The sequence below is a fragment of the Kitasatospora sp. YST-16 genome, assembly GCF_026802215.1.
In the GTDB taxonomy this organism is placed as follows: domain Bacteria; phylum Actinomycetota; class Actinomycetes; order Streptomycetales; family Streptomycetaceae; genus Kitasatospora; species Kitasatospora cineracea.
In genome coordinates this window covers 1-21,114 of record NZ_CP113837.1, presented here as the reverse complement: position 1 = coordinate 21,114, position 21,114 = coordinate 1, and the positions used below count along the sequence as shown (strand labels likewise).

20 protein-coding genes and 3 pseudogenes are annotated in these 21,114 nt (G+C 74.9%); 15 read left to right on the top strand and 8 right to left on the bottom strand.

The window, feature by feature from the left end; genetic code table 11:
- Positions 1-30 precede the first annotated feature (30 nt).
- The 3 genes and pseudogenes from OU787_RS00115 to OU787_RS00105 form a co-directional block, all read right to left on the bottom strand.
- On the bottom strand, positions 31-882 hold the full coding sequence (locus tag OU787_RS00115; RefSeq protein WP_268658082.1) for an ABC transporter permease subunit: 852 nt from the start codon (positions 880-882) through the stop codon (positions 31-33).
- Positions 879-1,824: pseudogene (locus tag OU787_RS00110) on the bottom strand (ABC transporter ATP-binding protein). The gene OU787_RS00115 and the pseudogene OU787_RS00110 overlap by 4 nt, the downstream one beginning before the upstream one ends.
- A 98-nt stretch (positions 1,825-1,922) precedes the next feature.
- Positions 1,923-2,603: a TetR/AcrR family transcriptional regulator gene (locus tag OU787_RS00105; RefSeq protein WP_268658081.1), complete on the bottom strand. Its 681-nt coding sequence runs from the start codon at positions 2,601-2,603 to the stop codon at positions 1,923-1,925.
- Positions 2,604-2,697: 94 nt separating this feature from the next.
- Here OU787_RS00105 and OU787_RS00100 point away from each other — a divergent pair, with 94 nt between their 5' ends.
- The 6 genes and pseudogenes from OU787_RS00100 to OU787_RS00075 all read left to right on the top strand — a co-directional run bounded on the left by OU787_RS00100 (position 2,698) and on the right by OU787_RS00075 (position 9,634).
- Positions 2,698-3,555, top strand: a complete 858-nt coding sequence (locus OU787_RS00100; protein WP_268658080.1) for a class I SAM-dependent methyltransferase — start codon at positions 2,698-2,700, stop codon at positions 3,553-3,555.
- A 92-nt stretch (positions 3,556-3,647) separates the two neighbouring features.
- Entirely contained in the window at positions 3,648-5,114 is a 1,467-nt protein-coding gene (locus OU787_RS00095) for an aminotransferase class I/II-fold pyridoxal phosphate-dependent enzyme (protein WP_268658079.1), read from the top strand.
- Entirely contained in the window at positions 5,111-5,626 is a 516-nt protein-coding gene (locus OU787_RS00090; RefSeq protein WP_268658078.1) for a CinA family protein, read from the top strand. Before OU787_RS00095 ends, OU787_RS00090 begins: the two co-directional genes overlap by 4 nt.
- A gap of 77 nt (positions 5,627-5,703) precedes the next feature.
- Positions 5,704-8,139: pseudogene (locus OU787_RS00085) on the top strand (molybdopterin oxidoreductase family protein); the annotation flags it as partial.
- 22 nt (positions 8,140-8,161) lie between these two features.
- Positions 8,162-8,644: a hypothetical protein gene (locus OU787_RS00080; protein WP_268658077.1), complete on the top strand. Its 483-nt coding sequence runs from the start codon at positions 8,162-8,164 to the stop codon at positions 8,642-8,644.
- A 27-nt stretch (positions 8,645-8,671) separates the two neighbouring features.
- Positions 8,672-9,634: a TIGR03557 family F420-dependent LLM class oxidoreductase gene (locus OU787_RS00075; protein ID WP_268658076.1), complete on the top strand. Its 963-nt coding sequence runs from the start codon at positions 8,672-8,674 to the stop codon at positions 9,632-9,634.
- A 34-nt stretch (positions 9,635-9,668) separates the two neighbouring features.
- On the opposite strand, the gene OU787_RS00070 is transcribed toward OU787_RS00075, so the two are convergent.
- Positions 9,669-10,391, bottom strand: a complete 723-nt coding sequence (locus OU787_RS00070) for a Mut7-C RNAse domain-containing protein (RefSeq protein ID WP_268658075.1) — start codon at positions 10,389-10,391, stop codon at positions 9,669-9,671.
- A 60-nt stretch (positions 10,392-10,451) separates the two neighbouring features.
- A pseudogene (locus tag OU787_RS00065) lies at positions 10,452-11,638 on the bottom strand (alcohol dehydrogenase catalytic domain-containing protein).
- Positions 11,639-11,933: 295 nt separating this feature from the next.
- Here OU787_RS00065 and OU787_RS00060 point away from each other — a divergent pair.
- Both OU787_RS00060 and OU787_RS00055 read left to right on the top strand, forming a co-directional pair.
- Positions 11,934-14,147 (top strand): catalase, encoded by a 2,214-nt coding sequence (locus OU787_RS00060; protein ID WP_268658074.1) that lies wholly within the window; start codon positions 11,934-11,936, stop codon positions 14,145-14,147.
- 87 nt (positions 14,148-14,234) lie between these two features.
- Positions 14,235-14,405: a hypothetical protein gene (locus OU787_RS00055; RefSeq protein WP_030463622.1), complete on the top strand. Its 171-nt coding sequence runs from the start codon at positions 14,235-14,237 to the stop codon at positions 14,403-14,405.
- 118 nt (positions 14,406-14,523) lie between these two features.
- Here the strand turns inward: OU787_RS00055 and OU787_RS00050 are convergent, their stop codons facing one another.
- The 3 genes from OU787_RS00050 to OU787_RS00040 all read right to left on the bottom strand — a co-directional run bounded on the left by OU787_RS00050 (position 14,524) and on the right by OU787_RS00040 (position 16,587).
- Positions 14,524-15,753, bottom strand: a complete 1,230-nt coding sequence (locus OU787_RS00050) for a PP2C family protein-serine/threonine phosphatase (RefSeq protein ID WP_268658073.1) — start codon at positions 15,751-15,753, stop codon at positions 14,524-14,526.
- A gap of 3 nt (positions 15,754-15,756) precedes the next feature.
- Positions 15,757-16,185, bottom strand: a complete 429-nt coding sequence (locus OU787_RS00045; protein WP_268658072.1) for a hypothetical protein — start codon at positions 16,183-16,185, stop codon at positions 15,757-15,759.
- A 123-nt stretch (positions 16,186-16,308) separates the two neighbouring features.
- Positions 16,309-16,587, bottom strand: a complete 279-nt coding sequence (locus tag OU787_RS00040) for a DUF6479 family protein (protein ID WP_268658071.1) — start codon at positions 16,585-16,587, stop codon at positions 16,309-16,311.
- 206 nt (positions 16,588-16,793) lie between these two features.
- Between OU787_RS00040 and OU787_RS00035 the strand changes: the two genes are divergently transcribed.
- The 7 genes from OU787_RS00035 to OU787_RS00005 are packed head-to-tail and all read left to right on the top strand — an operon-like array spanning position 16,794 to position 21,027.
- A complete protein-coding gene (locus tag OU787_RS00035; protein WP_268658070.1) occupies positions 16,794-17,411 on the top strand; it encodes a hypothetical protein in 618 nt (205 codons plus the stop codon).
- A complete protein-coding gene (locus OU787_RS00030) occupies positions 17,412-18,506 on the top strand; it encodes an SRPBCC family protein (protein WP_268658069.1) in 1,095 nt (364 codons plus the stop codon). It abuts the gene before it with no gap.
- A gap of 5 nt (positions 18,507-18,511) precedes the next feature.
- Positions 18,512-18,949: a gas vesicle protein GvpJ gene (gene gvpJ, locus OU787_RS00025; protein WP_030463628.1), complete on the top strand. Its 438-nt coding sequence runs from the start codon at positions 18,512-18,514 to the stop codon at positions 18,947-18,949.
- Positions 18,946-19,767 (top strand): GvpL/GvpF family gas vesicle protein, encoded by an 822-nt coding sequence (locus tag OU787_RS00020; protein WP_268658068.1) that lies wholly within the window; start codon positions 18,946-18,948, stop codon positions 19,765-19,767. Before gvpJ ends, OU787_RS00020 begins: the two co-directional genes overlap by 4 nt.
- The gene (locus OU787_RS00015) at positions 19,758-20,000 is read left to right on the top strand and encodes a gas vesicle protein GvpG (RefSeq protein WP_030463630.1); all 243 of its coding nucleotides are present in this window, start codon (positions 19,758-19,760) and stop codon (positions 19,998-20,000) included. The genes OU787_RS00020 and OU787_RS00015 overlap by 10 nt, the downstream gene beginning before the upstream one ends.
- Positions 19,997-20,545 carry a gas vesicle protein GvpO gene (gene gvpO, locus OU787_RS00010; RefSeq protein WP_268658067.1) on the top strand — a complete coding sequence of 183 codons (549 nt, stop codon included), beginning with the start codon at positions 19,997-19,999 and terminating at the stop codon, positions 20,543-20,545. Before OU787_RS00015 ends, gvpO begins: the two co-directional genes overlap by 4 nt.
- Positions 20,542-21,027 carry a gas vesicle protein gene (locus OU787_RS00005; protein ID WP_435820781.1) on the top strand — a complete coding sequence of 162 codons (486 nt, stop codon included), beginning with the start codon at positions 20,542-20,544 and terminating at the stop codon, positions 21,025-21,027. Before gvpO ends, OU787_RS00005 begins: the two co-directional genes overlap by 4 nt.
- Positions 21,028-21,114 lie beyond the last annotated feature (87 nt).

Sequence of the window (21,114 nt, the reverse complement as noted above, 5' to 3'; positions counted from 1 at the left end):
ACACACCGCGCCGCCCGCGCGTCGTGTCGCCTACGCGTCGCGCCGCAGCAGCCGCACCGCCGCGCCCGCCAGCGCCGCCACCGTCCACAGGGCGAAGACGGCCAGTCCGGCGCCGGGCGACAGGGTGGTGCTGTCGTGGGTGAGGGCGAACATCGCCTGGCCGGCGTTGCTCGGCAGGTACGGGTTGATGTGGTCGTGCCAGGAGCTGGGCAGCAGCGACACCAGGCCGGGCACCAGCATCAGCGAGGCGACCAGCACCGAGATGCCGCCCGCGATCGAGCGCAGCAGCATGCCCAGCGCGACGCCGATCACGCCCACCAGGGCCAGGTACAGGCCCGCGCCGAACAGGCCGCGCACCACGCCCGGGTCGGAGAAGGTCAGCGCCGCCTTGGTGCCGGACAGGATCCCGCTGCCGAACAGGAAGGCCACGAACACCCCGACGGTGGCCAGCACCAGCGCGACCGCCCCGTACACCAGGGCCTTCGCCCACAGCACCGGCAGCCGGCGCGGCACCGCGGCCAGCGTGGAGCGGATCATGCCGGTCGAGTACTCGCCCGCCGCGATCAGCACGCCCAGCACGCCGAGCGCGAGCTGCGCGAAGTTGGTGCCGAACAGCGACAGGGTGAGCGCGTTGGCGTCGGCGAAGTCCCGGTCCATGTGCCGGCCGGAGGTCAGCCGGGACTTGAACTGGTAGGCGGCGATCAGGCCGAACGCCACCAGGAAGACCAGCCCGAGGCCCAGGGTGATCCAGGTCGAGCGCAGCGACCAGGCCTTCGCCCACTCCGAGCGCAGCACCCGGGCGGCGGTGACCTTGTACGGCGGACGGGCGGGGCGCTCGGCGGCGGCCGAGGACGGGGCGGGGGTGGGGGCGATGGTGCTCACGCGGCGCTCCTCGAAGTCTCGACGGGGTGGGTGGTGGTCGAGCCGTGATACTCCACGGCGTCCCGGGTCAGGTCCATGAACGCCTGCTCCAGCGAGACCGTCCGGGTGGCCAACTCATAGAGTGCGATGCCGTGTTCGGCCGCGACGGTGCCGATCCGGCGGGCCGTCAGGCCGGTCACCTCCAGCTCCTCGGCGCCCGTCCGGCCGGTGATCTCCACGCCGGGGCCGGTGAGCAGTTCGCGCAGCTTCGCCGGGTCGGCGGAGGCGACCGTCACCCGGTCGCCGCCCGCCTGCCGGACCAGCTCCTGCACGGTGGTGTCGGCCAGCAGCCGGCCCCGGCCGACCACGATCAGGTGGTCGGCGACCAGCGCGACCTCGCTCATCAGGTGCGAGGAGACGAACACGGTGCGCCCCTCGGCGGCCAGGCCGGTGAGCAGGTTGCGGATCCACAGCACGCCCTCCGGGTCGAGGCCGTTGACCGGCTCGTCGAGCATCACCGTGGCCGGGTCGCCGAGCAGGGCCGCCGCGATGCCCAGCCGCTGCCCCATGCCGAGCGAGAACGCCCCGGCGCGCTTCTTCGCCACCGACTCCAGGCCGGTCAGGCCGATCACCTCGTCCACCCGGGCGCGCGGGATGCCGTGGGTGTGGGCCAGCGCCATCAGGTGGTTGAAGGCCGAACGCCCCGGGTGGATCGACTTGGCCTCCAGCAGCGCGCCGACCTCCTGCAGCGGCGCGGCGTGCTCGGCGTAGCGGCGCCCGTTGACCCGCACCGAGCCGCTGCTCGGCGCGTCCAGGCCGACGATCATCCGCATGGTGGTGGACTTCCCGGCACCGTTCGGGCCCAGGAACCCGGTCACGCTGCCCGGCTTGACGGTGAAGTCCAGCCCGTCGACGGCGGTCTTCTCGCCGTAGCGCTTGGTCGAGCTGCTGCGCCTCGATCATCCGGTCCGCTCCCTGCCGCTGCGGGGCCGGGCCGTCCCGACCGCCTCTGCTGCCACGCTAGGCCCGGCCCGGGCCCGGACGGCGGCACCCAGGGACGATCATTCGGCCGCGGGTGGTACCGCGGTACCACCGCCGCCCCCGTCCCCGGCTTCGGATCCGGTTCCGCCCCCGCCCCCGGCTTCGGCTCCGCCCCCGAAGGGCGGTACCAGCGCGGCGACCAGACGGCGGATCAGCGACGGGTGGTCGGCGGGCTCGGCGTGACCGTGCATCAGCAGGTGGTGGACGGTGCCGACCAGGGCGAGCGCGATCACCGGGCCGTCGGCGGCGGGGGAGAGCCGGCCGAGCCGCTGCTCGGCGGCCAGGTAGCCGGCCAGCGCGTCCTGCACCGTGCCGGGCCCGGGCGCGCCGTCCCGCCAGGCCCGCCGGACGCGGTCGGCCACGCCGCTGCGGGAGACCGCAGCGGCGGCGACCACCGGGCCGTCGGCGCCGAGCAGGACCAGCGCGGCCCGGGCCAGGTTCTCCCGGACCTCGCCCTGACCGGCCCGGTCGGCCAGCGGGGCGACCTCGGCGGCGACCCGTTCGAAGCGGTCCAGGACCAGCTGCGCGACGAAGTCGTCCAGGTCGGCGAAGTGGTTGTAGAGCAGGCCCTTCGCGCAGCCCGCCTCCTCGGTGACCGAGCGGTTGGTCAGCCCGGCGGGCCCCTCCCGGGAGAGCACCCGTTCGGCGGCGGCGAACAGCCGCTCCCGAACGTCGGGGATCGCTACGCCGCGCGGTGACACGGGTCCTCCTGGGGTCGGCCTTGCCGGTATGGGCATCTGCCCATACTGTGGGTATGGGCGATCGCCCATACTACTGTCCCGACCGGGGGAACCCATGCCCGCCACCGCCAACACCGCTCAGTCCGACGCCTGGAACGGCCCCGAGGGGCGTCACTGGAGCGACCACCAGGACCGCTGGAACGCCGTCAACGAAGGCTTCAACGCGCCGCTGCTCGCCGCCGCCGCGATCGACGCCCGCACCCGCGTCCTCGACGTCGGCTGCGGCGCCGGGCAGACCACCCGGCTGGCCGCCCGCACCGCCGCCGCCACCCTCGGACTCGACCTCTCCGGCCCGATGCTCGCCACCGCCCGGGCCCTGGCCGCCGCCGAAGGGCTCGGCGACCGGATCGCCTTCGAGCAGGGCGACGCCCAGGTCCACCCGCTGCCCGCCGCCGCCTTCGACGTGGCGGTCAGCCGCTTCGGCGTCATGTTCTTCGCCGACCCGGTCGCCGCCTTCACCAACCTCGCCCGCGCCCTGCGCCCCGGCGGCCGGCTCGCCTTCGTCTGCATGGCCGACCCCGCCCGCACCGAGTGGGTCCGGCTGTACGACACCGTCCGCGACCTGCTCGGCGTCCCCGCGCCGGAGCCCGGCCCCGCCGACGGCCCCGGCATGTTCTCGCTCGCCGACCCGGCCGTCGTCCGCCGCACCCTGGACGCCGCCGGGTTCGACCGCGTCCGCACCGAGCCCGTCGAGTCCGCGGGCCGCTTCGGCGCCGACCCCGCGGACGCCGCCGACCTGCTGCTCGGCTCCGGCCCCGGCCGCCACCTGCTCACCCTGCTCGACCCCGAGCACCCCGCCGACGCCGCCCCGCGCGCCCGGGCCGCCTTCACCGCAGCCCTCGCCCCCCACCACGGCCCCGACGGCGTCCGCCTGCGCACCGCCGCCCACCTGGTCACCGCCGTCCGCCGCTGAGCGCCGCCCCGCCCGGTCGCTGAGCGCCGCCCGCCCCGGTCCGGCGGCCGCCGGGCCCGTTTCGCCGCCCGGGCCGAGGGCACACGCGCCGCATGGACCAGTCCCAAGCGCCGGTGATCGAGGCCCTCGCGGCCTTCCACGCCAATCCGCTGACCGTGTTCACCCCGCCCGGCCACAAGCAGGGGCGGGGCGCCGATCCGCGCGTCCTGGAGGTGCTCGGGGCGGACGTGTTCCGCTCCGACGTGCTGGCCAGCGGCGGGCTCGACGACCGCACCGACTCGCGCGGCATCCTGCCGCACGCCCAGGCGCTGATGGCCGAGGCGGTGGGCGCCGAGCACACCTTCTTCTCCACCTGCGGCAGCTCGCTGTCGGTCAAGGCCGCGATGCTGTCCGTCGCCGGGCCGCACGAGGAACTGCTGGTCGGCCGGGACGCCCACAAGTCCGTGGTGGCCGGGCTGATCCTGGCCGGGATCCGCCCGGTCTGGGTCGACCCGTCCTGGGACGCCGGCCTGCACCTGGCCCACCCGCCCCGCCCCGAGGCGTTCCGGGCCGCCCTGGAGCGCCACCCCGACGCCAAGGGCGCGCTGGTCACCCCGCCCACCCCGTACGGCACCTGCGCCGACCTGGCGGGCATCGCCGAGGTCTGCCACGCGGCCGGGAAGCCGCTGATCGTCGACGAGGCGTGGGGCGCCCACCTGCCCTTCCACCCCGACCTGCCGCAGTGGGCGATGGACGCCGGGGCCGACGTCTGCGTCACCTCCGTCCACAAGATGGGCTCCGCCCTCGAACAGAGCTCGGTCTTCCACCTGCGCGGCGACCTGGTCGCCCCCGACGCGCTCAAGCAGCGCGAGGACCTGCTCGGCACCACCAGCCCCTCCGTCCTGATCTACGCCGCGCTCGACGGCTGGCGCCGCCAGATGGTCCAGCACGGCCACGAGCTGTTCGGTGCGGCGCTCGCGCTCGCCGCCGACGTCCGCGAGCAGATCGAGGCCCTGGAAGGGCTGCACGTCCACGGCCGGGACGACTTCTGCGGGCCCGGCCTGGCCGCCGACCTCGACCCGCTGCAGGTCATCGTCGACGTCTCCGGGCTCGGCACCACCGGCTACCGGGCCGGCGACTGGCTGCGCTCGTACCACCAGCTCACCCTGCACGTCTGCGACCACCGCCGGATCAGCGCCCAGCTCACCCACGCCGACGACGCCACCACCGCCGACGCCCTGCTGCGCGGCCTGCGCGGACTCGTCGCCGCCGCGCCCACCCTCCGCCCGGCCGCCCGGGTGCACGTCCCCGACCCGGGCGAGCTGCGGCTGGAGCAGGCCGCCCTGCTGCGCGACGCGTTCTTCGGCCCCACCGAGCAGGTGCCGCTGGAGAAGGCGTTCGGCCGGACCGCCGCCGAGATGCTCACCCCGTACCCGCCCGGCATCCCCGCCGTGCTGCCCGGCGAACGCCTGAACGACGCCGTCCTGGACTACCTGCGCACCGGGCTGGAGGCGGGCATGCTCGTCCCGGACAGCGCCGACCCCGACCTGGCGACCGTCAAGGTCGCCCGCGGGACATGAGCACCGGCGGGCCCCGCCCCGGGCTGCCCGACAGCGCCGTCCTGGCCCGGCAGGTCACCGCCGCGCTGGCCGCCGCCGGGCACACCGTCGCCACCGCCGAGTCCCTCACCGCCGGGCGGCTCGCCGCCGTCCTCGCCGACGCCCCCGGCGCGGGCGGGGTGTTCCTCGGCGGCGTCGTCGCCTACGCCACCGAGGTCAAGGCGGACCTGCTGCGCGTCGACCGCGCCCTGCTCGCCGACCAGGGCACCGTCCACCCCGAGGTCGCCGCCCAGATGGCCGAAGGCGTCCGGGCCCGCACCCGGGCCACCTACGGCCTGGCCACCACCGGCGCCGCCGGGCCCGCCCCGCACGACGGCCGCCCCGTCGGCACCGTGCACATCGCGGTCAGCGGCCCCGACGGCACCCGCACCGCCCGGCCCGAACCGCCCACCGACCGACCCGACGACATCCGGGCCGCCGCCGTCGACGCCGCCCTGCGCCTGCTGCGCGACCAACTGCGCCCGCCCGACTGAACGGACCGGCGCGCATGCCCCGCGGCCCCCCGGGTACACGCGGCAGCCGTCGGGCAGTGACACACGGAGGTGGCGCCATGCGCGAGCGGATCGACCGGATCGCCGAACCCTGGGGCGACCGCACCCCCTACGCCCCCGGGCAGCCCTGGCCGGTGCGCCGGGACAGCTGTCTGACCGCCGCCGAGGTGGACCGCTGGGTGCCCGCCGCCTCGCTGCTGCACTCCAACGGCGACGCGATGGACGTCGCGGTGCGCGACGGCCGGATCGTCGGGGTGCGCGGCCGGGCGGACGACCGGGTCAACCGGGGGCGGCTCGGCCCCAAGGACCTGTTCGGCTGGCAGGCCAACCACGCCCGCGACCGGCTCACCGTCCCGCTGGTGCGGCGCGGCGGAGAACTGGAGGAGAGCGACTGGGACACCGCGATGGGCCTGGTCGTCGACCGGACGAAACACCTGCTGGAGGAGCACGGCCCCGGCGCGATCGGCTTCTACACCTCCGGGCAGCTGTTCCTGGAGGAGTACTACACGCTCGCCGTGACCGCCCGCGCCGGCATCGGCACCAACCACCTGGACGGCAACACCCGGCTGTGCACCGCCACCGCCGCCGAGGCGCTCAAGGAGACCTTCGGCTGCGACGGCCAGCCCGCCTCCTACACCGACGTCGACCACTGCGACACGCTCGCCCTGTTCGGCCACAACATGGCCGAGACCCAGCCCGTGCTGTGGATGCGGGTCCTCGACCGCCTCGCCGGGCCCGAACCGCCCCGGCTGCTGTGCGTCGACCCGCGCCCCACCCCCGTCGCCGCCCGCTCCGAGGTGCACCTCGCGCCCCGGATCGGCACCAACGTCGCACTGCTCAACGCGCTGCTGCACGAACTCGTCCGCACCGACCGGATCGACCACGCGTACGTCGACGCGCACACCGTCGGGTACGAGGAGCTCGCCGCGGGCGTCGGGAAGTGCACCCCGCAGTGGGCCGCGCGGATCTGCGACGTGCCCGCCCGGGAGATCCAGCGGGCCGCCGAACTGCTCGGCGAGGCGCGGAAGTTGCTCTCCACCGTGCTGCAGGGCGTCTACCAGTCGCACCAGGCCACCGCCGCCGCCGTCCAGGTCAACAACCTCCAACTGCTGCGCGGCATGCTCGGCCGCCCCGGCTGCGGGGTGCTCCAGATGAACGGGCAGCCCACCGCCGAGAACACCCGCGAGTGCGGCGCCGACGGCGACCTGCCCGGCTTCCGCAACTGGGAGAACGCCGCGCACGTCGCCGAACTCGCGGAGCTGTGGAACGTGGAGCCCGAGCGCATCCCGCACTACGGGCCGCCCACCCCCGCGATGCAGATCTTCCGGTACGCCGAACAGGGCTCGATCAAACTGCTGTGGATCTCCGGCACCAACCCGGCCGTCTCGCTGCCCGAACTCGCCCGGATCCGCGAACTCCTGCGCGGCGAGGGCCTGTTCACCGTCGTCCAGGACCTCTACCCGACCGAGACCGCACTGCTCGCCGACGTCGTGCTGCCCGCCGCCACCTGGGGCGAGAAGACCGGCACCTTCACCAACGCCGACCGCACCGTCCACCTCTGCGAACAGGCCGTCCAGCCGCCCGGACAGGCCCGCTCCGACCTCGACATCCTGCTCGACTACGCCCGCCGGATGGACTTCCGCGACCGCGACGGCGCCCCGCTGATCGGCTGGCACGACGCGCCCGGCGCGTTCGCGGCCTGGCAGCGCTGCTCCGCCGGACGGCCCTGCGACTACACCGGCCTCAGCTACGGACTGCTGCGCGAGCGCGGCGGCGTCCAGTGGCCCTGCGACGCCGAGCACCCCGACGGCACCGAACGCCTCTACTCCGACGGCATCTCCTGGGCCGCCCCCGGCACCTGCGAGACCTACGGGCGCGACCTGGTCACCGGCGCCGCCGTCTCCGAGACCGAGTACCGGGCGCTCAACCCCGACGGCAAGGCGGTGCTCAAGGCCGCCGAGTACCTGCCCCCGCACGAGGACGTCAGCGCCGAGTACCCGCTGCAGCTCACCACCGGCCGCACCCTCTACCACTTCCACACCCGCACCAAGACCGGCCGCGCCCCCCAACTCGACGCCGCCGCACCCGGGATGTGGGTCGAGATCGGCACCGGCGAAGCCCGCCGGCGCGGCCTGGGCGAGGGCGACCTGGTCGAGGTCGCCACGGCCCGCGGCGCCGTCCGGGCCCGGCTGCGGGTCACCGCGATCCGCGACGGGCTGCTCTTCCTGCCCTTCCACTACGGCTACTGGGACACCCCCGGCCGCACCGGACCCGGCCCCGACGGCGGCCGCGCCGCCAACGAGACCACCGCCACCGACTGGGACCCGGTCTCCAAACAGCCCCTCTACAAGACCGCCGCCGCCCGCCTCACCCGGATCGCCCCCGCCGACGGCACCCCCGCCCCCGCACCCACCACCACCGCCTCCGCGCCCGCCGACCCCGCCGCCGCGCCCCCACCACCGGCGGCCCCGACGCGCTCGCCGACCAGCGGCCCGACCCCGCCCCGGAGGCCACCCCGTGAACCCCGTCGAAACCGTCCTGCGTACCCTGCACGACGGCGAACTCGCCCTGCACGACGACCTGCTGGCCGCCGCCGAGGACCACCGCGCCGAACACGAGTTCCACCACGTCGCCACCGACACCGCCCGCTGGTCCGCCGAACACGCCCGCCTGATCGCCGCCACCGCCGCCGACCGCGGCCTGCACCTGCCCGCCGACCGCGACCCCGCCGCCCTCACCCGGCTGCGCCGCAAGGCCGCCGAGGACCTCGCCCCGCGCCCCGACGGCCTGCCCGGCCCGCTGGAGGCGCTGGCCGCCCTGCACCTCGCCGCGAGCCGCAACTCGCTGCACTGGGAGATGCTCGCCCAGGCCGCGCAGGCCGGCCGGGACGGCGAACTCCTCGACCTGGCGAGCCGCTGCCACCCGCAGACGCTCCGCCAGATGCGCTGGACCAACACCCTGATCAAGACGCTCGCCCCGCAACTGCTGACCGCGAGCTGACCGCAACCGCCCTGCCAGGAGGCAGACATGCGCATCGGATACACCCTCATGACGGAGCAGCGCGGCCCGCGCGACCTGGTCGCCGACGCGGTGCGCGCCGAACGGGCCGGGTTCGACTTCGCGGTGATCTCCGACCACTACTTCCCCTGGCTGGACGAACAGGGCCACGCCCCCTACGCCTGGGCGGTGCTCGGCGCGGCCGCCCAGGCCACCGCCGAACTGCCGCTGATGACGTACGTGACCTGCCCCACCGTCCGCTACCACCCGGCGGTGGTGGCGCAGAAGGCCGCCACCGTGCAGCTGCTCTCCGAAGGGCGGTTCCGGCTCGGGCTGGGCAGCGGCGAGAACCTCAACGAGCACGTGGTGGGCCGCGGTTGGCCGCCCGTCGCGGTCCGCCAGGAGATGCTGGCCGAGGCCGTGGAGATCATCCGGGCACTGTTCGCCGGCGGGTACGTCACCCACCACGGACGGCACTACCAGGTCGACGGCGCCAAACTCTGGGACCTGCCCGAGCAGCCGCCCCCGATCGGCGTCGCCGTCTCCGGCCCGGTCTCCTGCGCCACCGCCGGACGGCTCGCCGACCTGGCGATCGCCGTCCAGCCCGAGCGCGAGCTGCTCACCGCGTTCGCCGGGGCGGGCGGCGCGGGGAAACCCGCCGTCGGCCAGGTGCCGGTCTGCTTCGACCGCGACCGGGACGCCGCCGTCGAACGCGCGCACGCCCAGTTCCGCTGGTTCGGCGGCGGCTGGAAGGTCAACGCCGATCTCCCCGGCACCGCCGGCTTCGCCGCCGCCAGCCAGTACGTCCGCCCCGAGGACGTCGCCGGCTCCATCCCCTGCGGCGACCGGGTCGAGGACTTCCTCGAAGCCGTCCGCCCCTACGCCGAGGCCGGGTTCGACGAACTCGCCCTGATCCAGGTCGGCGGCGACAGCCAGCCCGCGTTCACCGAATGGGCCGAACACGACCTGCTGCCCGCCCTGCGCGCCGCCTGACCCGGACCGGGGGCGGGGGCGGGGCGCGGGGGTGTCAGCCGCCGAACTCGGCGACGGCTGCCGCCACGATCGCGTCCAGCTGGGCGTGGTGCGCCCCGCGCCAGTAGACCTGGCCGCAGTCCGCGCACTGGGCGAAGACGTCGAACGAGCGCTCGGTCCCGTTCTCGATCCGGTCCTGCACCGCCTCCTTGGCGGCGGCGCGCAGCGTGCCGTTGCAGGCGGTGCACCTGGTCCACGGGGCCAGCGGCGGGGCGAACCGGGAGAGCACGTCGCGCAGTTGGTCGGCCGGCCGGTGGCTGTAGACGTAGCCGCCGGCCCACAGCTCGCGCCGGCGCAGCAGGCCCCGGTCGCGGGAGAGCAGCACCCGCTGCTCGGCGGCCGACCGCGCGGCCAGCGCCGGGTCGCCGATGTCCACGTTCTCGTACGCGGCGTCGACGCCGAGCAGCCGCAGCCGGCGGGCCAGCGTGCCCAGGTGGACGTCGAGCAGGAAGCGGGCCGGCCCGGGCAGCCGCTGCGGCCTGGTCACCCCGAGCACCGCGACCCGCGCGCCCGGCCCGGCGACCCGGGAGACCGGCACGGGGGCGCCGTCGACCCGCAGTTCGCCGACCTCGGTGAGCGGGACGCCCAGCGACTCGACCACGTGCCCGAGCGTCGAGGTGCCGTCGGTCCGCACCGCGACGGGCCCGCCGCGGTGCCGGGAGCCGACGAAGGGGTGCAGGTCGGGGGCGAACTCGATCCAGATCTCCGGTCTCTCCACGGCACCAGCATGCCAGCGGCCCCCAAGGGGTTTTCCTGCCCGGGGGCCCGGCCCGCGCGGTCAGGGCTTGAACAGCACCTTGACCGCGCCGTCCCGCTTCTGCTGGAACATCGCGTACGCCTCCGGCGCCTCGTCCAGCGGCAGGTGGTGGGTGGCGAAGGAGTCCACGCCCAGCGGATCGGCGTCGGTCAGCAGCGGCAGCAGCTCGTCCGTCCAGCGCCGCACGTTGGCCTGGCCCATCCGCAGCTGCACCTGCTTGTCGAACATGGTCAGCAGCGGCATCGGGTCGGCCGCGCCGCCGTAGACGCCCGCCACCGAGATGGTGCCGCCGCGCCGGACCAGCTCCACCGCCAGGTGCAGGGCCTGCAGGCGGTCCACCCCGGCCCGCTGCATCAGCGCCCGGGCCAGCGCGTCCGGCAGCAGGCCGGTGACGCGCTGCGCCGCCGTCGCGGCGGGGAGCCGTGCGCCTCCATGCCGACCGCGTCGACCACGCTGTCCGGGCCGAGGCCGTCGGTCAGGTCGCGCACCGTCTGCGGCAGCAGGTCGGGCCGGTCGTTCAGGTCCAGCACCACCGCGCCGCGCTCCCGGGCCCGCCGCAGCCGCTCCGGCACCAGGTCCACCCCGATCACCTGCCGCACCCCCGGGCGCAGCAGCGCCATCCGCACGCACATCTCGCCGATCGGCCCCAGGCCCAGCACCAGCAGCGTGCCGCCCTCCGGCACGTCCGCGTACTCGAGGGCCTGCCAGGCCGTCGGCAGCACGTCCGAGAGGAACACGAACCGGTCGTCCGGCGGCCCGTCCGGCACCTTCACCGGCAGCGTGTCGCCGAACGGGACGCGCAGCAACTCGGCCTGCCCGCCCGGCACCTGGCCGTACAGCTTGGTGTAGCCGAACAGCGCCGCGCCGCTGCCGTACTCGCGCACCTGGGTGGTCTCGCACTGCGAGTGCAGCCCGCCCGCGCACATCCGGCAGGTGCCGCAGCCGACGTTGAACGGCACCACCACCCGGTCGCCCGGGCTCAGCGTGCGCACCGCGCCGCCCACCTTCCGGACGGTGCCCATCGCCTCGTGGCCCAGGACGTCACCCTGGTCCAGGAACGGCCCGAGCACCTCGTACAGGTGCAGGTCGGAGCCGCACAGGCCGGTCGAACTCACCTCCACCAGCACGTCCGAGGGGTCCTCGACCGCCGGGTCGGGCACCTCCTGCACCCGGACGTCCCGCCTGCCCTGCCAGGTCACCGCGCGCATCACGCGCTCCTTCCGTTCGATGGCCAACCCGCCTGCGGGCCGGGCTCGTTCCGCCGGTGACCGGCGCCGCCCGGTCCGCGAGATCCGTCCGTGCCACGTCCGCCACCTCTCCTCCGTACAGGCCCGTACGCGACTGCGCCGCGCCTGCCCGAGGTGCGGAGCCGGAAACCGGGAGACAAGGGAGATGAGAGAGATGAGGGGTATCCGGGGGTGTTCGCCGGTTTCCGTTCGTTTCCGGCTGGTTAGCCGCGTCGGTGACGTACCCGTTCACGCCCACGTCTCGGAAGGACATCCCATGAGCGCCGACGACACCCGGTCCGGCACGCCCGACGTCCCCGGCGCGCCGAGCGCCGGCGAACCCACGGTCGAGGAGCCGGTCGAGCCGCGCCCGCCGCTGCCGCCCAAGCCCGACCAGGCCGCGCCCGCGCCCCTCTCGGCCACCGGCCGCGGCCCGCAGGACGACAGCGGCCCGGTCCGCGCCCAGGACGGCGCGTACCTCACCAACGCCCAGGGCACCCGGCTGCCGGACTCCGACCACTCGCTGAAGGCCGGACCGCGCGGCCCCGTCCTGCTCCAGGACCACCACCTGCGCGAGAAGATCACCCACTTCGACCACGAGCGGATCCCCGAACGCGTCGTGCACGCCCGCGGCGCCGCCGCGCACGGCGTGTTCGAGAGCTACGGCGCGGGCGCGGGCCTCAGCAAGGCCGGCTTCCTCGCCGCCGGGGCCAGGACCCCGGTCTTCGTCCGCTTCTCCACCGTGCTCGGCTCGCGCGGCTCCGCCGACACCGTCCGCGACACCCGCGGCTTCGCCACCAAGTTCTACACCGGCGAAGGCGTCTTCGACCTGGTCGGCAACAACATCCCGGTGTTCTTCATCCAGGACGCGGTCAAGTTCCCGGACGTGGTGCACGCCGCCAAACCGCACCCCGACCGGGAGATCCCGCAGGCGCAGTCCGCCCACGACACCTTCTGGGACTTCGTCTCGCTGCACACCGAGGCCACCCACCACACCCTGTGGAACATGTCCGACCGGGGCATCCCGCGCTCCTACCGGACGATGGAGGGCTTCGGCATCCACACCTTCCGGCTGGTCGCCCCCGACGGCTCCACCTCCCTGGTCAAGTGGCACTGGAAGCCCAAGCTCGGCGTCCACTCGCTGACCTGGGACGAGGCCCAGCCGATCGGCGGCACCGACCCCGACTACCACCGGCGCGACCTGTACGACGCCATCGAGGCCGGCGCTTACCCGCAGTGGGAGCTCGGCGTCCAGGTCATGCCCGACACCCCCGAGCAGACCTTCGAGGGCATCGACCTGCTCGACCCGACGAAGATCGTGCCCGAGGAACTGGCGCCCGTGCAGCCGCTCGGCCTGATGACCCTGCACGCCAACCCGACCAACTTCTTCGCCGAGGTCGAGCAGGTCGCCTTCCACCCCGGCCACCTGGTGCCCGGCATCGACGTCACGGACGACCCGCTGCTGGCCGGCCGGCTGTTCTCCTACCTGGACACCCAGATCACCCGGCTCGGCGGACCCAACTTCGCGCAGATCCCGATCAACCGCACCCACGCGCCGGTCAACGACATGCTGCGCGACGGCTTCCACCAGGACGCCGTGCACCCCGGCACCGCCCCCTACAAGCCCAGCTCGCTGGACGGCGGCTGCCCGTTCTTCGCCGGCGCCGACGAGCACGCCTTCGTCGAGCACCCGCAGCCCGTCCCCGCGTCCCGGAAGGTCCGGGAGGCGCCCGCCTCGTTCGACGACCACTTCTCGCAGGCCCGGATCTTCTGGGCCAGCATGACGCCCGTCGAGCAGGAACACATCATCAACGCCTACTCCTTCGAGCTCGGCAAGTGCACCGAACCCGCCGTCCGCGAACGCACCTTGCGCGTCCTGGCCCGGATCGACGCCCGGCTGTGCGCCCAGGTCGCCGACGGCCTCGGCCTGCCCGCCCCGGAGCCCGAAGGCGGCGAGCTGACGGACCCCGAGCCCAGCCCCGCGCTGTCCCAGCTCGGCCGCGACTGGCCGGTCGCCGGACGGACGGTGGGCATCCTCACCGGACCCGGCACCGACCCCGCCGCCCTCGACGCCGTCCGCCGCGCCGCCCTCGCCGCCGACCTGGTGCCGCTGGTGGTCGCCCCCACCGGCGGCGACCCGGCCGAGGTGCAGCGCAGCTTCGCCACCGCCCGCTCCACCGAGTTCGACGCCGTCCTGCTGGCCGGCGCCCCCGCCCCCGGCCCCGACGCCACCCCCGCCCGCGACGCCCGCGCCGCCGGGCCGCACACCGCCCTCGACCCCCGGCTGGCCCTGCTGCTCGACGAGACCTGGCGGCACGCCAAGGCGATCGGCGGCTGGGGCGACGCCCGCGAGGCCCTCACCGCGGCCGGCCTCCCGGCGGACGGCCCCGGCGTCGTCCTCGGCACCGACCCGGTCCAGGTCCTGCGCGAGGTCACGGACCTGCTCGCCGGACACCGGGTCTGGGACCGCTTCCCGCCGCCCACCGCCTAGATTCCCCCGCCCGTGACGGCATGAGCGGGCGTCCGCCGGGCAGACGCGGGACGAAACCACACAGAACGACATGAAAGAGGGCATCCCATGGTTCCGCTTCTGCTGGTCCTGCTCCTCGCCCTGATCCTGTTCGGCGCGGGCTTCGCGGTGAAGGTCCTCTGGTGGGTGGCGATCGTCGTGTTCGTGATCTGGCTGGTGGGCTTCATCGCCCGCAGCACCAGCTCGACCGGCGGCCGCGGACGTTGGTACCGCTGGTAGCGGAACCGCGGTACCGGTACCCGGCCACCCGGCCGGCGGGGCGGAGGCGGAAAGCCTCCGCCCCGTCGGCGCGTCCGGGGCCCGTTGACCGTCAAGTCGACCGTCGAGGGGCGGTGACTCACCAAGGGGAGGTGCGGGGACGGGTGTTGTCGAGCAGCGGCGGCGAGTCCGGCTGCCACTCGATCATCATGATGGTGGCGTCGTCGGTGAGGTTCTCGTCCTGGTGCTCCAGGATCGCGTGCATCAGCCGGCGCAGCGTCTCCGGAGCCGTCTCCCCGGCGCCGGCGGCCCGGATCACGAAGTCGGTGAACCGGGCCAGGCCGAAGAACTCGTGGTTGGCGCCCTTCGCGTCCACCACCCCGTCGGTGTAGATCAGCAGCCGGTCGCCCGGCTTGAGCGAGAAGGTCCGCGCGCTCCGCGCGGCGCCGGTGTAGTGGCTCAGCCCCAGCGGCAGCTCTCCGGGGCCGTCCAGCGCGCCCGGGACCACCTCGCCGGAGCGGATCAGCAGCGGGTGCGGGTGTCCGCAGTTGGCCCAGTGCAGGGTGCCGGTGGCGATGTCCAGGCGCAGGAACACGCCCGTGGCGAAGCGGTCCGGGAACCAGGTGTGCAGCGCCTCGTCGATCGTGTCGACCAGGTCCGGCAGGTCGGCGCCGTTGCGGCGGGCGTTGCGGCAGGCGGCCAGCGCCAGCGCGGCGGTCAGGCCGGACGCCAGGTCGTGGCCCATCGCGTCCAGCACCGCGGCGTGCAGCACCCCGTCGGCCAGCGAGTGCTCGAACGCGTCCCCGCCCAGCCGGTAGGCCGGCTCCAGGACGGCGGTGGAGATCGCCCGGTCGGTGCAGACGGTGCGCGGCGGCAGGAAGGCCCGCAGCATCTCCGACGGCAGGCTCATGGTGTCCGCCCGGGTGCCGTGCGCGTAGCTGTCGCTGGTGTCCCGCTTGGACGTGATCACCATGGCGAGCACCGAGGCCAGCAGCCGGCAGCGGCGCACCGCCTCCCGGTCCAGGGCCGGCGTGCGCAACCCCAGCACGCCCAGCCGCTCGGCCCCGTCGGTGAGGGGGAACCAGGCCACCAGCCCCGCCCCGGTGTCCTCGGCCACCCGCATCGAACCCGTCCGGAACGTCCACCCCGCCAGCGTGCCGTCGATCGGCAGGTCCGGGCCCTGGGCCAGGGCGACCAGGCGGTGCTGCTGGATGTCGGCCAGGTACACGGCGGCCGAACCGAGGCCGAGTGCCCGGGTGTACTGCTCGGCGAAACGGGGCGCGTCCCGCGGGTCGAGGGTGCGGCCCGCGGTCAGGAACTGCTCCAGCAACTGCTCACCGAGGTTCAGCGGCTGAGTGCGGTCGGGCATCGCTCACACCGACCTCGCCCGCCGGTTCGGCGCGCCGCCGGCCCGGGGCCCCGGACACCGTTCCGCCGGCCCGGCCCCGCCGTGGCGGCCCAGCCGCAGCTCGCGTTCGAGCTCGTCGATCCGGGCCGCCACCGCCCCCGGGTCCGGCCGGGCGGCGGCGCCGGGGCGCCCGCGGTCCAGGGCCACCGACCCGACCAGGCGGTGCAGCAGCAGGACGGGCAGCGCCACCGGCCACAGCGCGCCCGAGCACAGCGCGAACGCCTCGGTCTGCTGGCGCTCCTGCCGCTCGAAGGTGCGGACCCGCCGCGCGTCGACCGTCCGGGCCCCGCCCCTGTGCAGGAAGCGCTCCCGCCCCCGCCGGAAGACCGCCCGGGCGGTCAGCAGCCCCCCGAGCAGGTAGCCCGCCACCACCCCCAGACAGAGCACCACCACCGCTGATCGCCTCCTCGATCCTCGAAAGCCTCCTGGCAAGCCTCCGGACACGTCGCACGTATGCCCGACAATCCGAACCTCAACGGGCCGTCAGCCGCCCGGATCGATCAGCCGCTCGGGCGATCAGCGCTCGGACCGGCCGCCCGGGCCGCGCGGGGGAACCGGCCGCCCCGGGTCCTCCTCCGGCGCGTGCTCCGCCGAGGCGCGCTCCTCCGGGGTGCTCCAGGAACCGGCCCCCCGGGCGGCCGGCCCCGGACCCCCCGGGGGACGGCGCCGGTTCCACCACCGGCTGCCCCAGACGAACGCCCCGATCAGCAGGACCGCGATGATCAGCGCCGGAATGATCACCACCAGGAGGGACGGGCCGCTCGACTCCGCCGCCAGGACCGCCTCGACCGTCATGACCTGCTCCTTCCGTTCCGGCAGGCCCGCTCGTACGGACCCGCGACGCGGAGCGCCTACCCGGAAGAATCGGGATGAATGCCCGATAGGTCCCGATATCGGGGTGTCGTTCCCGGGGGCCCGGGTAGGCGGTACCCCTGTCGAAGCGGAACGGCCTCCAGGACCGGTCCGACTCCTGTTCGGGGAATCCCATGAAAAATTCGAAGTTGGCAGCCGCCGTGGTCGGGGGCTACTTCCTCGGGCGCTGGCACAAGGCCCGTTGGGCGCTCGCCCTGGCCGGTCTGGCGGCCGGAAAGAGAATCAGCACCAATCCCGGTGTCCTGATCGGTCAACTCCTCGAGTCCTCACCGCAGTTGCGCGGCCTGGTGGACGAGATGAGGGGCGACCTGACGGAAGCCGGCAAGAACGCCGTGGTGGCCGCCGCGAGCAACCGGATGGGCTCGCTCACCGACCGCCTCCAGCAGCAGACGGACGCCGTCCGCGACCGCACCGCCGCCCGCGACCGGGACGAGGAGCCGGACGGCTCCGAACCGGACGAGGAACCGGAGGAACCGGAGGACGAGGAGCCCGAGGAGCCCGAGGACGAGGAGGAGCCCGAGCCGCCGCGCCGCCGGACCTCCCGTACGAGCAGCACGCGCAGCACGAGCAGCGCGAGCAGCGCCGCGAAACGCCCCGCCCGCTCGACCGCCGCGAAGAAGACGGCAGCGCCGCGCAGAGCCGCAGCCGACCGGAAGAGCGGCAGCGGCGGGAGCGCCGGTGGCGGTGCGAAGAGCACGAAGAGCACCGGCAAGCGCGCGTCGGCCAGGAAGACGAGGACGGGGTGAATGGCGATGGCCAGGCGTTCCGATGACGACGGAGCGGGCGCGGGCAGCGTGCTCGACGCCCTGCCCACCGAGCAACTGATGGAACAGAGCCGGGAGTTGGTGTCCGCGCTGGGGGAGCGCGTGGCGGCCGCGGCGAGCGACAAGGTCGGCGCGATGACCGAGAAGCTGGTCGACTACGTCGCCAACGGCGGCAGCGGCAGTGGCAACGGCAGTGACGGGGGCGGGGGCGGCGGCTCCATGGCGAAGACCCTGCTGGGCGCGGGCGCGTCCGGGCTGAAGCAGGCCGTGACCGGCAAGCTCGGCGGTGGCGGGGGAGGCGGCGGCGGAGGTGCCGGCAAGGACACCAAGGTCACCAACATCGTCGAGCAGATCGACGTCGGAGTACCGGTCCGGGTCGCCTACAACCAGTGGACGCAGTTCCAGGACTTCCCGAAGTACACCAAGCGGGTCGAACAGGTCGACCAGTCCTCCGAGCAGAAGCTCGACTGGAAGGCCGGGATCTTCCTCTCGCACCGCACCTGGCAGTCGACGATCGTCGAGCAGGTCCCGGACGAGCTGATCGTGTGGCGCTCCAAGGGCGACAAGGGCTCGGCGGACGGGGTGGTGACGTTCCACGAGCTCGCCCCCAACCTCACCAGGATCCTGCTCGTCCTCGAGTACCACCCCCAGGGCCTGTTCGAACGGACCGGCAACCTGTGGCGCGCCCAGGGCCGCCGCGTCCGGCTGGAACTGAAGCACTTCCGCCGCCACGTGATGACCCGCACGATCCTCGACCCCGACGCCGTCGAGGGCTGGCGCGGCGAGATCCGCGACGGCGAGGTCGTCCGCTCGCACGAGGACGCCGTGCAGGAGGAAGAGGACCAGGACGAGCCGGACCAGGACGAGCCGGACGAGGACGGCTACGACGACGAGGACGCCGAGGGCGGCTACGACGAGGACGAGCCCGAGGCCGACGACGACGAGGAGTTCGAGGACGAGGGCGACGACGAGTACGCAGCCGAGGACGACGAGGACGACGAGGAAGAGGAGGAGAGCGACGAACCGGAGCGGCCCGCCCGCCGCGGCTCCCGCCGGACCTCCTCCCGGAAGAAGTGAGAACGGTGACCGTCACCCCGCGATCGGGCAGCTACGCCTCCCGCCCCTCCCCGTCCGGCCTGGTGGACGTCGTGGACCTGATCCTGGACAAGGGCCTGGTCATCGACGTCTACCTGCGGGTCTCGCTGGTAGGGATCGAACTGCTGACCATCGACGCCCGCATCGTGGTGGCGAGCGTGGACACCTACCTGCGCTTCGCCGAAGCGGTCAACCGGCTGGACATCACCCAGGACCGGAGCGAAGGACTGCCGGAGCTGGTGAACGACATGCAGGAGGGCGGCGCCCGGCACAAGACCCGCGGCGCGCTCGAAGGCGTGAAGGAGAAGGTGTCCGACCTGGTCGGCGGGGGCGACGACGAGGAGGACGAGGAAGAACCCGAGGAGGAACCCGAGCAGCGGCCCCGCCGCCGGGCCCGGCCGACCAGGAAGGAGCACGGACGATGAGCAGCGCCACCCCGTCCGACGCCACCCCGTCCGACCGGGCCTGCTACGTCTACGGGATCGTCCCCGCCGACGCCCCCGGCCCGGACGAGGCTGCCGGAGCCGACGGGTTCGTCGGCGTCGGCGACCCGCCGGAGCCGGTGCGCCGGGTGCGGCACGGCGACGTGGCCGCCCTGGTCAGCGAGATCGACCCCCGGCGCCCGCTCGGCACGCCCCAGGACCTGATCGGCCACGCCCGGGTGCTCGACGCGGTCGCGGCCGGGCGCACCGCCGTCCTGCCGTTCCGGTTCGGCGCGGTGGTCCGCGACCCGGCGGCCGTCACCGACGAACTGCTCGCCCCGCAGGGGGAGCGCTTCCGGTCCGCGCTGGAGGAGCTGGCCGGGCTCGCCCAGTTCACCGTCCGCGGCACGTACCGCGAGGAGGCGGTGCTGCGCGAGATCGTCGAACAGCGGCCGGACATCGCCCGCCTGCGGGCGGAGACCGCCGCGCTGCCCGAGGACGCCTCCCGTCCGCAGCGGATCCGGCTCGGCGAACTCGTCTCCGCGGAACTCGCCGACCGCGCCCGGGCCGGCGCCGACGAACTGCTCGCCCGGCTCGGCCCGCTCGCGGTGGCGACCGTCCGCGCCGACCCGTCCGCCGACCAGCCGGTCGGCGCCTCCTTCCTGGTGGCCGACGACCGGTGGCCGGAGTTCACCCGCGCCACGGACGAGCTCGGCGCCGACTGGGCGGGCCGGATCGACCTCCGGCTGCTCGGCCCGCTCGCCCCGTACGACTTCGCCGCGCGACTCGTCGACGCGCCGGGACCGCGGCCATGGGACTGATCACCGGCCTGCTCACCCTGCCGCTCGCCCCCGTCCGCGGCGTCATCTGGGTGGCCGAACGGCTCCAGGAGCAGGCCGAGCACGAGCTGAACGACCCGGCCGCCGTCCGCCGCCGGCTGCGGGAGGTCCAGGCCGCCCGGGAGGCGGGGACGATCAGCGAGCAGGAGGCCGCCGACCGGGAGGCCGAACTGGTCCGGCGGCTGCTGCCCCCGACCGGGGGCCTGGAGGTGTGAACCGTGCCCGAGCCCGCCGCCCGCAAACCCCGCGACCGCACGACCCGCAGCCCGTCGTCCACCGCCGCGCCGCGCCGCCGCACCGCACGCGACCCCGAAGCCGAACCACGGCCCCGCCGCCGCCCCGCCGCCGCCGACGACGACCGGGAACGCGAAGCTCCCCCGACGAGGACGAGGCACCCGCAGACACCGGCCGGACGCGCTCCCGCAGTTCCGGGTCCGCCCGGCCCGCCCGGTCCGACCAGTCGGACCGGTCCGCCCGGGCGGAGGAGGCCGGCCTCGGCGCCGCCGAGGCCGCCGGCCGGGCCGCCGCCCAGGTCCGGGCGATGACCGGGCGCAGCCCCGAAGGCGTCACCTCGGTGGAACGGACCGAGGACGGCTGGCGGATCGGCGTCGAGGTGGTGGAGAGCCACCGGATCCCCGACTCCACCGACATCCTGGCCGTCTACCGGGTGGACCTCGACCACGACGGGGACCTGCTCGCCTACCGCCGGGAGAGCCGCTACCCCCGCGGACGCTTCCCCGACCAGGAGGACCCGCCGTGAACACCCCCACCCCGTGGCGCGGCACCGGCGAGGTCCCCGCGTACCCCGGCACCTCCGCCGCCCCGCAGCCCGCCAACCTGGCCGACCTGCTCGAACGCGTGCTGGACAAGGGCATCGTGATTGCCGGGGACATCCGGATCAACCTGCTGGACATCGAACTGCTCACGATCCGGATCCGGCTGCTGGTCGCCTCGGTCGACAAGGCCAGGGAGATGGGCATCGACTGGTGGGAGCACGACCCCACCCTCTCCTCCGGCGACCGCCGCCGGGACCTCGAAGCGGAGAACCGCCGACTGCGCGAACGCCTCGGCGCACTCGAGGCCGCCCGCTCGCAGGACACCGCCGCCCCGGAGCTGGAGCCGGACCGGGAGCCGGATCCGGACGCCGACGCCGACACGGATCCGGGGCAGGCGGACGAGCCGCCGAAGAAGCGCCCGGCCCGGAAGGGCACCGGCACCCGGCGGCAGCGGGAGGCGCCGTGACCTACACCTGGCTGTACGCGGTCGCCCCCGCCGACACCGGAGCGCCCCCGCCGGACACCCCCGGCGGCGTCGCCGGCGAACACCCCC